The 13,285-nt window shown below is 72.4% G+C and carries 9 protein-coding genes; 2 read left to right on the top strand and 7 right to left on the bottom strand.

Going from position 1 to position 13,285, the window contains the following annotated elements:
- The 6 genes from AB0M52_RS08600 to AB0M52_RS08575 all read right to left on the bottom strand — a co-directional run.
- Positions 1–3,663: hypothetical protein (locus tag AB0M52_RS08600; protein ID WP_363950725.1), on the bottom strand; the 3,663-nt coding region annotated here is incomplete at its 3' end.
- 8 nt (positions 3,664–3,671) lie between these two features.
- Positions 3,672–4,052 carry a hypothetical protein gene (locus tag AB0M52_RS08595; protein ID WP_363950723.1) on the bottom strand — a complete coding sequence of 127 codons (381 nt, stop codon included), beginning with the start codon at positions 4,050–4,052 and terminating at the stop codon, positions 3,672–3,674.
- A 230-nt stretch (positions 4,053–4,282) separates the two neighbouring features.
- Positions 4,283–6,739: a DUF4153 domain-containing protein gene (locus tag AB0M52_RS08590; protein WP_363950720.1), complete on the bottom strand. Its 2,457-nt coding sequence runs from the start codon at positions 6,737–6,739 to the stop codon at positions 4,283–4,285.
- Between the two features lie 167 nt (positions 6,740–6,906).
- Positions 6,907–7,593, bottom strand: a complete 687-nt coding sequence (locus AB0M52_RS08585) for a dihydrofolate reductase family protein (RefSeq protein ID WP_363950718.1) — start codon at positions 7,591–7,593, stop codon at positions 6,907–6,909.
- A 99-nt stretch (positions 7,594–7,692) separates the two neighbouring features.
- A complete protein-coding gene (locus tag AB0M52_RS08580) occupies positions 7,693–8,904 on the bottom strand; it encodes a sigma-70 family RNA polymerase sigma factor (protein WP_363950716.1) in 1,212 nt (403 codons plus the stop codon).
- A 17-nt stretch (positions 8,905–8,921) separates the two neighbouring features.
- Positions 8,922–9,293 carry a YciI family protein gene (locus tag AB0M52_RS08575; protein WP_363950713.1) on the bottom strand — a complete coding sequence of 124 codons (372 nt, stop codon included), beginning with the start codon at positions 9,291–9,293 and terminating at the stop codon, positions 8,922–8,924.
- 312 nt (positions 9,294–9,605) lie between these two features.
- On the opposite strand from AB0M52_RS08575, the gene AB0M52_RS08570 reads away from it, so the two are divergent.
- Both AB0M52_RS08570 and AB0M52_RS08565 read left to right on the top strand, forming a co-directional pair.
- Complete coding sequence (locus AB0M52_RS08570; RefSeq protein ID WP_363950710.1) at positions 9,606–9,875, top strand: hypothetical protein; 270 nt, start codon at positions 9,606–9,608, stop codon at positions 9,873–9,875.
- Positions 9,875–10,912 carry a hypothetical protein gene (locus AB0M52_RS08565; RefSeq protein WP_363950707.1) on the top strand — a complete coding sequence of 346 codons (1,038 nt, stop codon included), beginning with the start codon at positions 9,875–9,877 and terminating at the stop codon, positions 10,910–10,912. The genes AB0M52_RS08570 and AB0M52_RS08565 overlap by 1 nt, the downstream gene beginning before the upstream one ends.
- A gap of 105 nt (positions 10,913–11,017) precedes the next feature.
- On the opposite strand, the gene AB0M52_RS08560 is transcribed toward AB0M52_RS08565, so the two are convergent.
- Positions 11,018–13,153 carry a carbohydrate-binding module family 20 domain-containing protein gene (locus AB0M52_RS08560; RefSeq protein WP_363950704.1) on the bottom strand — a complete coding sequence of 712 codons (2,136 nt, stop codon included), beginning with the start codon at positions 13,151–13,153 and terminating at the stop codon, positions 11,018–11,020.
- Positions 13,154–13,285 lie beyond the last annotated feature (132 nt).

Genomic DNA, 13,285 nt, shown 5'->3' with positions numbered 1-13,285 from the left:
CAACAGGTTGGCCAGCCGCTCCGTGGCCGGTGCCCCGGGTACGGTGCTGAGGATCTCGTGGGCCCGCGCGAGCAGGCTCTCGTCGCCGCCTTCCTGCTGGATCTGCCCGATCGCGGCGAGCAGGTGGTCGCGCGCGTCGTCCGGCCGCTCGGCTCGCAGCTGGCTGCGGCCCAGCCAGACCCGAACCTGCGGCAGCCGCGTCCCGTTCAGGCTGGTGTAGAGCTGCTCGAGCCGAAGCAGGTTCTGCTCGCACTCGTCCGGCGGCGCCTCCCGGTCGTCCGCCATCCGAGCCAGCACCCAGCGCGCGCGTGCCTCGTACAGCGGGGCCGGGTTGCCGCCGATCAGGCCCAGTACCGTCTCGGACTGGGTCTTGGCCGCCGAGACGTCCCCTGCGTCGACCGACATCTCCGCGTCGACGGTGAGCCGGTCGATCCGCTCCAGCACCGTCTCGGCGAGGTCACCCTGCAGGGCGTCGAGCCGTTCGCGTAGCTGCCGCTGCTCCTCGATTCGCCCCTGGACCCGGTAGAAGTCCAGCCACCGCAGCAGCGCGTTGCGCTGCAACTGCGGCCAGCCGACCTTGTCGGCGAATTCCTCGGCCTGTTTGAGCAGGCTCTCGGCCAGGTTCACCCGTCCCTGCTGGTGGCCGGCGCGCTCGCTGGCCAGCCGCGCCTCGACCATCGCCCGCTGGATCACCGCGTCGTACTCGCCGCGGACCCATCCGACGCGTTGGGTCATGGAGATGGCCCGCTGCGCCGCCTGGGCCGCGGCGGCAAGCTCGTTGAGCTGTAGGTAGGTGGCCGAGAGCCGTTGCAGTACGGCGGCCTGATGCATGATCAGACCGCGTCCGGCGTAGAAGTCGTGCAGCTTCAACAGGTCGTCACGGGCCTCGACGGCCCGGTCCAGCGCCGGGTAGAGAAAGGTGGCCCGGTCCATGGCGATCAGCGCCACGAGCTGTTCGCCGCCGACCAGCCGGGCGGCGATCCGTTCGGCGGCGGCGAAGTTGGCCAACGCCCCGGCCGGGTCGGTGACGGCCCGACTGCACGCGATGGTTCGCAGGCAGTTTGCTTCGGTCCAGGCATCTCCGCAGGTACGCGCCAGTGCCAGGGCCTCGTCCTCGTCCTGGTCGGCCCCCTGCGGATCGTAGAGGCGCCGCCAGAAACCGAGCCGCGCCAACGTCCGTGCCCGCTCCTTGGTGGCAAGCGCACTTAGCCCGCTGCGGGACTGGTGGAAGTGGTGCTGGGCGTCCCGAGCCTCGCCCTTTTCCTGCAGGGCGTTGCCCAGCTCCGCGTGGAGCAGGGCGTTCGCGGTCGCCGTGATCGCCTCGCGGCAGGTGTCCGCGGCTGCGGAGAAGTGCGAGTTCCAGGCGGCGGCCCCCGCCAGCGTCAGCGCGGAGCGGACGACCAGCGTTTCCTCCTGACCGTGTATGGCGAGACGCATCAGCTCGGTCAGCGCCAGCAAGTCGAGTCTGGCCGGGTCGAGCACGTTGTCGAAGTCACCGAGCTCGGCGGCCAGGGCCCGAGCGGCGCGGGAACTGGCCGACACCGGGTCGCCGCCGCGCACCCGGGGCTCGAGCACGGGCGGCAGCCAGTAGACCGGCTGGTCGCCGGTGGTCGCCTGGTCCAGCAGGTGCAGGCGAGCCAGCCGGGCCGCCCGGTCCGCGGCGTCGGCCAGTGCCTCGGGCGGCACCGGCCTGCCCGGTTGTTCGTCGCGCAGCAGCCGGGCCACCACGCCGACCCCCACCGGCAGGCGCAGCGGCGAGATGCGTTGCATCAGCAGCGCGTCCTGCGGCTGCTGTCGGCCGATCAGCTGGCCCACGACCAGGTCGTCCTGGTAGTAGGTCTCCCGCCGGCCGTGCAGGCGCAGTCGGAGCTGGTCGCCGCGCAGGGTGGGATCCGCGATGGCGATGCTGCACAACTCGTCGACCATCCGGGTGTTCTCGCCCGCGATCTCCAGAATGATCTGTACGGTGGCGTCGTCGAGCGGATAGGCGCCGTTGTCGAGCCTTGAGATCTTCCGGCGCAGATGCACCTGGCTCAGCGAGGTGAGCGGGATGTCGGTCAGCGCGTCGATGCCGGGCACCAGCGGAGGATGTCTGCTGGTCACCAGCACCCGGTGCGGCTTGTCTACTCTGGACACCGCCTCCAACACCGCGCCCAGCGTCGCGGCGGCCGCCTCGGTGGGCGGTGTGTGACCGGTCTTGTCCGCCTCGTTGCGTTCGAACTGGTCGAAGACGAACACCACCGGCTGGTCCGTCTGCGCCAGAACGGCGGTGAGCAGTTCGGTCAGGTCGTGGTCGGCGCGGATGGTGCCCAGCCGGTTGGCCAGATGCGGGTCGTGCCGCATCGCCGTCATCAGCGTGGACCGGTCGAGCTCGGTGTTCACGCAGACGAACGTGGTGCTCGCCGGAAGCAGCGCAAGGCATCGGGACGCCAGCGTGGTCTTGCCGATCCCGCCGAGTCCGTGCAGGAGTGCGCCCCGGCTCGGCCGGTGGTGGCGCGCGTTGAGGCTGTGCCAGAGCGCCTTGAGCTCCGCGTGCCGATCCACGAAACCTCGCGGGTCGACCCTGGTCAGCCCCCATCGGGTGGTGGGTGCGGCCGCGGTACCCACCTCGATCACGTCCCGGCTCGCGTCGGCCGGCTCCACCAGCGCCGTCGGCGGCCCGCCGCGCGCGAAAAGGCGCAACCGATGCCAGTGCCGGTGGCGGCTGTCATGAAGCAGGCGGTAGGCGCGCGACATGGCGTACGTCAGGGTGTGGCCCGCCATCAGTGACAGATAGATCTCGGCGGTTGCCTGGGTGGCGCCGCTGTCCTCGACCGTGTGGCCCCAGCCGATCACCGCGGGTGCCACCTGGGCGACCAGTTGTTCGGCGAGCGACGCCTCCTGGCCGGCGACGCTGCGGCGGGCGGTGTGGCAACCGGACAGGAACAGCACCCGGGAGTTCGCCTCCCGCAGCGCGCCCGTCAGGGCCTCGGCGTCGGCCAGGAAGGCGCTGCCGAAGGGGGTCTCGGTGACGAAGACCGGCCGCCCGGTGCTGTCCCACTGTGCGTGCCCGGTCAGGTGTATCACGTCGTAGTAACCGGACGATTGGGCCTGGTGCCGCTCGCGCAGGTCGTCCAGGCAGCCGGTCGGCTCGATGTCGAAGGTCAGCGGCAGCCGGTGCAGCGTCGACGTGGTCTCGATCAGGCCGGCCTCGGCGTCGGGATCGAGTTCGTACGAGGTCTCGTCGGGGGAGCAGGCCATGAACAGCACCCGCAGCTCGCGATGCCGGGGTGGCGTGCTGTCCCGGTCGCCGGGGAGCACCCGGATGGGCACCATCGGTCGCTGCCGGACAGCGAGGAAGTCGACGCCGTCGTGCAGCAACTCCCAGGGCAGGTCGGGAATGCCGCTCGCCGCCTCGATCGCCAGCACGATCGGTTCCCCGCCGGACGCCGGTCCGTCGACAGCCGCGGTGATCTGATCCAGGCCGATGAGCGTGAAGAGCCTCCGGCCCAGGGCCACCAGGTGCGCCTGCCGTTCGTCAGCCGAGTGGAGGTCGTCCCTGTCGTACCCGACGACCGCGCTGATGATCTCCCCGAGCTGGTCCGACGAGACGTCCCGGTGCCCATCTGCCCACCGCGCCCGCAGGCCGCCGGTGCCGTTGCGGCGGTCCAGCCGAAGGTGCACCGCGTCCATTATTCGTCGGTGGTCGGGCGATCGGTAGCCGGTGGCTGTTCCACCGCTTCACCCGGGTTTCCCTGAAAGATGACGACGAGTTGGTGGATCGTGACCGTCGCCAGCGGATAGCCGGCGTTTCCCTGGTAGACACTGCCGGCCAGGTCCCGGCCGTTGCGCTCGCGGTACAGGTCGCGCCAGCGCAGGATGATGTCCGCGGTGGCCAGGGCGCCCGCGATGACCTGCGAGATGGTGACCAGCGCCCCCACGATGAGGTTGGGATCCTTCACCCCGGAGTCGCGGTGGCGGACTTCCACCTGCCCGACAATGCCGTCGGAGCTGACGAGATCGTCGGCTGCGGAAACGCTGTCGGAACCCTCAATGAAAACGCGTACGGCCACGGAAGCTCCATATCGGACAGCGGCACCCGGCAACCAACATGGTGCCCAATGCCCGCAAGGGGCAGCAAGTAATCGGGCAGCTGCGAAACGTGAGACGTTCGGCGGAGACAGCGAGAGAAAGGTCAATAGCCGACGGGGCTTTTTATCGAGCCGCAATGGGAACTCGGTCCCCGATCAGGGACGACCGACCACCCCGCCCCGGCGGAGTGCCGGGCCGGGGTGGTCGCCCGTCAGCGTGATCGGGTCTTCGGCAGGTCGAACTGGTCGGCGCGGCGGCAGTCACGCTGGTTGCCGATCGCGGCGGGGCCCAGCCGGTCGAGCACCGTGCGGGCCCGCTCCCGCCCCAGGTTCCAGGCGTACCAGGGGTCCGGCTCGGCCAGGTCGTCGGCGATCCAGCTGAGCGTGCACCGGCGTACCGGGTCCGGCAGGCTGGCCAGGGCGGGCGTGGCGTCGGCGGAGAGCGCCCGCAGGTACCAGGCGTCGATCCGGCCGGTCTCGGCGTACCGGGTGACGTTGCGGCGGGCCGCGTAGTCCTCCGGGTTGAGCGCCGCCAGGCTCAGCAGCATCACCACCGCGAGCGCCGCGGTCAGCCGCGGGATCCAGTTGCCACGCCAGCGTACGCCGGCCACCAGGATCATCAGGAAGACGGTGCCGAGCAGCAGCTCGAAGGCCATCACGAAGATCCGCTCGCCGGTGAAGCTGTAGACCTTCTGGTACGTGTACATCCGCGCCAACGCCGACACCACGATGACCACGGTCAGCGCGCTGAGCAGGCCGAGCAGGATCCGCAGCAGCAGGCGGTCGAGGGGGCGGTCCCGACGGGCCCACCGGGTCACGCCACCGAGCACCGCCAGCGCCAGCACGGTCACCACGACCAGTTGCCAGAAGCCGCTGCGGGCGTACTCGGCGTAGCTGAGGCCGGTGGTCGCCAGCACGTGCCGCTGCCCGCCGAAGAGCACGGTGAACTGAATGGCGACGAAGCCGCCGAACAGGGCCACCAGGGTGGCGATCGGCGGCGCCCACTCGACCAGTCCGAGGCTGCGGGTGGTCGGCCGGTCGACCGCGGTCAGGTCCGGCGGCGCGGCGATCGTGTAGATCGCGGCCACGGCGATCAGGCCGCCCACGGCCGCGAGGAACAGCCACCGGAACACGCCGGTGACGCTGATCTCCGGGATGAGGGCGCCGAGCACCTGGGAGAAGGCGGCGTCGGCCGACGAGAGCAGCGGCCCGAAGACCACCAGCACGACCACGGTGGCGGCGACCGAGCCGACGACGCGGCGGACCATCCCGGGGTCGCGGGGCGCCCGGATGTGGGTACGCACCCACGGCAGGCCGCGTACCGTCGCGAGCGGCGCGGCCACCAGGCTGAACAGGATCGAGCGGACTCGTCGTCCGCCGACGATCGCCAGCGCCGCGCAGCCCAGCGCCCCCAGCACGCAGAACGTCACCAGCCACCAGGCGTTGCGGAAGCCGAGTACGGCGAGCAGCGCCAGGGCGGCGCCGGCCCAGCCGGCCCGGGCCCAGCGCTCGGCGCGGGGCAGCTCGGCGGTGTGGCGTCGTACCGCGACGATGACGCCGGCGGTCAGGACCAGCCAGCCGAGGAACCAGCCGAGGCCGGTGCGGCCCAGCGGTACGAAGGCCGCCACGCCCAGCGCCCCGGCCAGCACGGCCAGCGGGGTGGCCCGGTTGCGGGCCGGCCCGGGTCCGGGCCACGCCCGGTCGAAGAACGACGGTTGTCGCGGCACCGGCCGGAACGCGTACGCCGCGCCGGGCGGCGGGTAGACCGGTGTGCCGGGCGCCGTCGCCGCGCGCGTGCCGTGCGGCGATACCGGCCAGGCCGGGGCACCCACGACCGCCGTACCGACCGCCCCGGCGCCGCCCGGGCCCGTGCCCGCCGGTCCGGCGCCCGCAGGCCCGGCACCGGCGGGCTGCGCGACCACTGCACCAGCTGCTAACCCGGCAGGCACCGGTCCGGTGCCCGGCGGCTCGTCGCCTGCCGGGGCGGTGCCCGCTGTTGTGGCGGCCTCCGCCGGCGACGGCGACGGCGAATCCGCCCCGGACGCCGCGCCTGCTGGTTCGCCGGCCGGTGGCGTGGCCTCGGGAGCCCGTTGCGCCGGCGGCGTCGCTCCGGCCGAGGGGGTGGTTGCCGGCGGCGGGACGGACACGGTGATCGTGGCCAGGCGGTCCGCCGCAGCGGCGCTCGCGGTCGGGCCGGTCGCCGTCAGGCGGCTCGCGGTCGGGCCGGTCGCCGTCAGGCGGCTCGCGGTCGGGCCGGTCGCCGTCAGGCCGCTCGCGGTCGGGCCGGTCGCCGTCAGGCCGCTCGCGGTCAGGCCGGTCACCGTCAGGCCGCTCGCGGTCAGGCCGGTCACCGTCGGGCCGGTCGCCGTCGGGCCGGTCGCCGTCGGGGCGTCCGGGCGGGCGGTGACGGCGGGCTCCCCGCCGGCCGCCACCAGCGGGAGGAAGATCGCGTAACCCCGGGTGCCCGGTGGCACGTTCACCGGGATCGCCCATGCGGGCTGGTCGGCCGGACCGGGCCAGACAATGGACGGCAGCCCTTCGGTGGGCGGCATGACCAGCAGTTGGGGTGCCGTCGCGGCCGGATCCGTCGTGCCGGTGCCGGGTGCGACAGGGGTCTCGCCGGATTCCCCGGTGCTCGGGGAACTCGCGGCGGGTGGCGGCTCGGACACCGCGCCTCCTAGATCGACAAGTTGCCGTCGTCACTCTAGGACCGGTCGCCCGTCCGCGTTGTCCCTACCGTCGGCCGGAACATCCGCGCCGGAGCCGCCGCCCACCGCATGTTAAGAAGGGGCCCCTTTACCACGCCAGGCGTTAACAAGGGGCCCTTCCTTACATCTCAGCTGGTGCCGCGGCCGCGGTCGTCCAGGAGGAGTGGGGCACGGCCGTTCACCGTGTACCGGATGTGGGTGACGTCGGGGGCGGACACCACGCGGGTGGGGGTCAGCTCGATCGCCTCGAACTCGCCGAGGCCGAGGTCGGCGTCGAACAGGCGCATGCCGGTGCCCAGCAGGGCCGGCACCACGTGCAGCTCCAACTCGTTCAGCAGGCCGGCCCGCAGCACCTGCCGGACCAGGCTGCCGCCCCCGGCCACGGCCACGTTCTTGCCGCCGGCCGCGGCCCGGGCCTGCGCCACCGCGCTCTCCACCCCGTCGGTCACGTAGGTGAAGCTCGTACCGCCCTGGCGCAGCAGCTTCTGCCGGGGACGGTGGGTCACCACGAAGACCGGGGCGCGGAACGGCGGTTCGTCGCCCCAGGGCACCTCGCCGCCGTCGGCCATCCGGCGGCCCATCACGTACGCCCCGGCCGAGGCGAACGACTCGGCGATGATCTCGGAGTTGGCGTCCTGCCTGCCCCCGGCGAAACCCTGCCGTTCGCGCCAGGCCATCGCCTCGGTGGCCCACCTGGTCACCCGGAAGAAGCCATGGCTCTCCGCCGACTTCAGCCAGTCACCGTCACCGTCGTGCCGTGGGCCGGCGTAGCAGCCGTCCATCGACACCGACAGCTGCGCGGTCACCTTTGTCATGTCCGTTCCTCCCGGATTGGGCGGCGCCCCCGTGGGTGCCGCTCACCGGTGGATCGGAGCCGAGCCGGCTCCTTCTACCGAACCTGGCTGTGACCTGGGTCACTGGCAGTTGATGGCCCGGCGGAGCAGGTGTCGCCGTTCGGGGCCGCTGCCGGCGAGGCTGGCCGCCTGCCGCCAGGCCGCCGCGGCGGCGGCCCGGTCGTCGGCCAGTTCCAGCAGGTGGGCGCGGACGGCGTGCAGCCGGTGGTGCCCGGCGAGGATTCCCGAATCCACCTCGGCCAGCAGGGCCAGTCCGGCGGCCGGCCCGTGCACCATGCCCACCGCCACCGCCCGGCTGAGCGTGGCCACCGGGTTGGGTGCCAGGCGGTCCAGCAGTTCGTAGAGGGCGAGCACCTGCGGCCAGTCGGTGGCCTCGGTGGTCGGCGCTTCGGAGTGCACCGCGGCGATCGCGGCCTGGACCTGGTACGGCCCCGGCGGCGAGGTGGACAGGCTGTGCGCGACCAGCGCGCATCCCTCGGTGATCGCCGCCCGGTCCCACCGCCCGCGGTCCTGTTCGGCCAGCGGCACCAGCTCGCCGTCCGGCCCGACCCGTGCCGCCGCCCGCGCCTCGGTCAGCAGCATCAGGGCGAGCAGGCCGGCCGTCTCGCCGTCGTCGGGCAGCCGCTCGCGCAGCCGTCGGGTGAGTCGCAGCGCCTGCCGGGTCAGGTCGGCCCGGAGCAGCTCGGGGCCACTGCTGGCGCTGTAGCCCTCATTGAACATCAGGTAGAGCACCTGCCGGACCACGGCCAGCCGTGGCCCCTGTTCGGCCGCCGGTGGCAGTGCGAAGCGGGCGCCCGCCTCCCGGAGCCGCTGCTTGGCCCGGGAGATCCGCTGCCCCATGGTCTTCTCCGGCACCAGGAAGGCCGCCGCGATCTCGGCGGTGGTCAGCCCGCCCACCGCACGCAGGGTGAGGGCCAGCTGCGCGGGTGCGGGCAGCGCCGGGTGACAGCAGAGCAGGAACAGTTCCAGCAGGTCGTCGCGGGGTGGTTCGGCGTCGGGTGGCGGGGCGACCAGCGCGTCGCGCGGGGTGGCGTCGAGGACCGTACGCTCCCGGCGGGCCCGGGCGGCCTCGGCGCGCACCTGGTCGACGTAGCGGCGGGTGGCCACGGTGTGCAGCCACCCCGCCGGATGCTCCGGTACGCCCTCGCGTGGCCACGCCTCGACAGCGGCGACCAGGGCCTCCTGCACCGCGTCCTCGGCCCGGGCGAAGTCGCCGTAGCGCCGTACCAGCGCACCGAGCACCTGCGGGGCGAGCCGGCGCAGCAGGTCCACCGTGACCGCGTCGAGGCTCAGCGCTCGTCCCCGTCCCGGGCCATCAGCGGCCAGATCTCGATGCCGCCGCCGATGCCGGCGCCGAGCCGCAGGCCCGGGTACGACCGGGCGATCTCCAACGCCCGCTGCTCGCTGTCGACGTCGACCACGAAGTACGAGCCGACGTACTCCTTCGCCTCCAGGTACGGGCCGTCGGTGACGACCGGGGTGTCGCCGCTCATCCGTACCGACCGGGCCTGGGACACCAGCCCCTGTACGTCCACCAGCTCGCCCGAGGCCCGCAGCGCCTCGTTGAAGGCGTCGACCTGGCCGATCAGCGTGGCCAGGTCACCGTCCGGGAGGGCGCCCCAGACGTCCTCGTTTCCGTAGATCAACATCAGGTACTTCATGTGGCACCCCTCCAGCAAGCCCATTTTGTCCGAAAGGTGACAGGACGGCAAGCCCTGCCCCGACGCACTGTTGTAGCAGGTAGAGAGGCTGCGGATGGCGCGCGTACGCCGTCATGGCCGCGTCTCGGCCGACACCGCCCGGTCGTCAGGGCCGGTGTCCCCGCGCCCGACAGCGACGTCGCCGCCACAACCACGCCGGATCCTCGCCGGGAGCGCGTTGACGCGCCCGGCTCCGGCCGTCGTCGCAGACCCCGCCGCACCGGCGGCGCAGACCCGCTGGTCGCGGCGGCCGAGCCAGGAAGGAGCGCTGCCATGGCTGCTCCCACCGCGACCGCCTCCCTCAACGCGACCAGCTACGCACCCGGTGCCCAGATGCTGCTCACCGTCAACTACAGCGACCCCGACACGAAGGCGCTCACCGTCACCGTCGTGGTCACCGACACCCAGGGCAACAGCAGCGCGCCGGTCAAGGTCAGCGCCGTCATCGACCCGCTCACCGTCACCGTCACCGACGACTCGGGCCGCACCTGGACCCGGGTGTCGGACAACGGCACGGTGGCCGTGTACCGGGCGGTGGCGTGATGCCCAGGGTCACCGTGACCGTGCGCGACACCGGCGGACAGGCCGCCACCGCCACGGCCAACTACACGATCACGCCGCCGGTGCTCGGCGGCTACTACCTTTCCGGCGGTGCCGACCCGACGGCCGACATGACCGGCGGCAATTTCCGCTCGCTGACCCAGTACCGCAGCTTCGCCGACGGCTACGTCTTCCCCGGCTACAACCGGCCGTGGCTGGTCACCCTCGGCCGGGCCGGAGTGCAGGTCAACATGGTGCTCGAACTCAAGCACTACGGCGCGCCCGACACCGGGCCGCAGACCTTCACCGTGGACGGCGTGAGATACATCGTGCCGGCCCCGGCGATGACCATCCAGCAGCGCCCGGGCACGGTCTGGCCGAAGGCGTACGGCTACAGCCAGGTGCTCGCCGGGCAGTGCGACGGGCTGTTCGCCCGGGCGCTGTCGCAGTACCGGACGATGGGCTTCGGGGTGAACATCCAGCTCGCCTCCGAACTGGACACCGACCACGAGTTCGGCACCACCGAGGCCGGCAAGCAGTACACCTGGGCCGAGTCGGACGCCCGGGCGGTGCAGGCGATGATGTACATCGTGAACTGGTTCCGGGTCAAGGCGCTGCCCCAGGGCACCACCTTCTCGGTCGGACTCGGTGGCTTCGACCGGGCCTGCTACCAGCGCACCCACCCGGAGGCGCTGATGGCACGGCTGGACTTCCTCCAGTGGAACGTCTACGCGACCAACGCCAGCCACACCGCGCTGGACCGGTTCCGGCGGACCAAGGACTGGGTGGTGGCCGACCTCGGCCCGGTGGCGCTGTCCCGCCCGGTGATCATCGCGGAGTGGGGTGTGCGGGTTGCCGAGATCCCCGATCAGGCGGGCTGGATCGACACCGTGCCGCCCGCGATCGCCCGCCTCAACGCCGAGCGCGGCCCGATCATCGAGCGGACGAACTACTTCAACTCGGGCTGGGGCACCCTTACCCCGAAGGCGACCGGGCTGGCCGCGCTGCGGGCCGCGTACGCCCGACCGCCGTACGCCTGACCACCGGCCGGCTGCGGCGGTACCGGTGGGCCGAGCCGTCGTTGCGGCCTGCCGGCAGACGGCCGCGGCCCTCCCGGTCGGGTGTCGGGAGGGCCGCGGGCGCGGTCAGCGCCAGGTTTCGGTCAGGGTCAGCGATCCGGTGGCGGTGGCGGTACGGTTCGCGCCCGACTCCCAGACCACGGTCCCGTCGTCGGTGCGCTTGACGTACTTGTAGGAGAAGGTGGTGCCGGCCGGCAGGCTCAGCTGGCCGGTCCAGACCGGGTACCCGGTCGGCGACAGCCGCAGCCCCCGGGCCGGGTCCCAGCCGCCGAGGGCGGGGATGTCGCCGACGACGTGGATGTTCTGCCCGTACACGGTGGTGGCGGTGGCCCGGAAGGAGACCGTCGCGTCGCCCGGCGGGTTGCCGGCCGGTTGGTTCCAGGTGGCGGTGATGGCGGGGCCGCCGGTGCCGGTACGGTTCGGGTCGTTCTCCCACTGCACGGCGCCGTTGCCGACCTTGACCAGCTTCCACTCGAAGGCGGTGCCGGCCGGGATGTCCACCGACCCGGTCCACGTCGGGTAGCTGCCCGACGTGGTGGACAACTTCACGCCGCCCGCCGGGTTCCAGGAGCCGAGCTGCGGGATCGAGCCGACGACGTACACCTCCTGGCCGAGGTTGGTGGAGACGGTAGCGGTGAACCGGGTGGCCCCGGCCGGGTTGGACGGGGTCGGGGTCGGGCTGGGGGTCACGCCGTCCAGCCGCGCCTCGACGTGCAGCGCCACCGCCTGGTCAGCCGGAATGGCGGCGGTGAAGCTGCCGCCGGCGACGGTCACCGCGCCGCCCGGGCAGGCCCCGGAGGACCGGTCGTACGCGCCCCGGCCCACGTTGCAGTAGCGGCCGTCCGGCAGCGGGGTGGCGAAGCTGCGGCTCCACGTGCTGCTGGTGGCGTTGAAGGCGGCGTACCCCCGGTTGCCCCGGGCGAACGCCAGCCGGCCGTTGCCGTCGGTGGTGACCGATCCGGTGCCGGTGCCGGCGACGGCGTTGCGGAAGCCCGGCATGCCGGCCACACCCGGATTGCGGTGCTCGCAGATCCACGCGCTGCCGGCGCAGTCGGTGGCCAGGGTGGCGCCGTTGGACGTGCTGGGCGGGCCCTGCCCGTGCACCGAGCCGAACGCGTAGCTCGACATGAGCTGGGGCCGGCCGTACGGGTGGGCCATCATGAACGTGTCCGCCAGGTAGTAGCGGGCACCGCTCTTGTAGGTCAGCGTCGGGTTGTCCCGCTGGGTGTCGTGGTTGTCCACGAACACGACCGCCTGTTCGCCGGTGAGCCCGCCGTAGTTGGGCAGGTTGCCGAGCTGGGCGATGTTGCCGTCGCGGAACGCCGACGACACGGCCCGCTGGTAGTCGAAGTTGGTCACCCCGCCGTACGGGGCGTACGCGGTGTAGGGGATCGTGCCGTCGCCGTACACCTCGTGGAACAGGTCGGGTCGGCCGCCGAAGCCGGGCACGTCGCGCAGCCGGCTGATGATGTCGGCCAGGTGCGCCTCCTGTACGTGCTTGGCCGCGTCCACCCGGAAACCGGCGACACCGAGGTCGATCACCGCGTTCATGTACTTGGCGATCTTCCGTCGCACCTCGGGGTCGGCGGTGTTCAGGTCGGCCAGGTCGAGCAGCTCGCAGTCCTGGACCTCCTGCTTGTTGCCCCAGTTGCTGATCCGCCGGTAGCAGGGCGCGAAGTCGGCGTAGCCGTAGCTGTCGCCCGTACCGTCGTTGAACAGGTTCGGGTAGCTGTACTTGCTGTACACGGTGCCGGCGCTGCCCGGGCCGCTGCCGGCCGAGCCGGTGCCGCTCATGTGGTTCAGCACCATGTCCACGTAGATCTTCACGCCCTGTGCGCGGCAGCGCTCGACCATGTTCACGAACTCGGCCTTCGTGCCGCGCCGGGTCGTGTCCAACCGGTACGACACCGGCTGGTAGTCCTGCCACCACGGGTACGTGGCGCCCTCGGCGCTGGGCAGCACCACGTGCTCCTGTGGCGGGGAGACCTGCACCCCGCCCCAGCCGTTCGGGCCGAGCGTGGTCTCGCACTCGGTGGCGATGGAGTCCCACCGCCACTGGAACAGGTGGACGATCGCGTCGCCGTTGGCGCGTACCTCCGCCGCGTTGGCGGGGGCGGTGCTGGCGGCGACGGTGAGGCTGGCCGCGACCAGGGTCGCGGCCAGGGCCGCGGGTATCGCGGCGCGGGGACGGGGGATTCGCACGGTGCCTCCTCCGGGGACGGTCAGGCAGTCGTCGATGACAGCAAGGGTTCCTGCAAGTTATGCAAGAACTTGCGGTGATGGCGAGACCGTCCCCGTTGGCCGTGTTCGGAACGCCGGGTCACACCTTGGGGC

Source organism: Micromonospora sp. NPDC051296, assembly GCF_040682255.1.
GTDB classification, from domain to species: domain Bacteria; phylum Actinomycetota; class Actinomycetes; order Mycobacteriales; family Micromonosporaceae; genus Micromonospora; species Micromonospora craterilacus.
Note: the sequence above shows the minus strand (reverse complement) of the source record. Positions and strands in the feature narration are given on the sequence as shown.

Bases quoted from the DNA above. Each gene is read 5' to 3' on its own strand.
- AB0M52_RS08585 (WP_363950718.1), bottom strand. From the start codon at position 7,593: ATGACAAAGGTGACCGCGCAGCTGTCGGTGTCGATGGACGGCTGCTAC.
- AB0M52_RS08570 (WP_363950710.1), top strand. From the start codon at position 9,606: ATGGCTGCTCCCACCGCGACCGCCTCCCTCAACGCGACCAGCTACGCA.
- AB0M52_RS08575 (WP_363950713.1), bottom strand. From the start codon at position 9,293: ATGAAGTACCTGATGTTGATCTACGGAAACGAGGACGTCTGGGGCGCC.
- AB0M52_RS08565 (WP_363950707.1), top strand. From the start codon at position 9,875: ATGCCCAGGGTCACCGTGACCGTGCGCGACACCGGCGGACAGGCCGCC.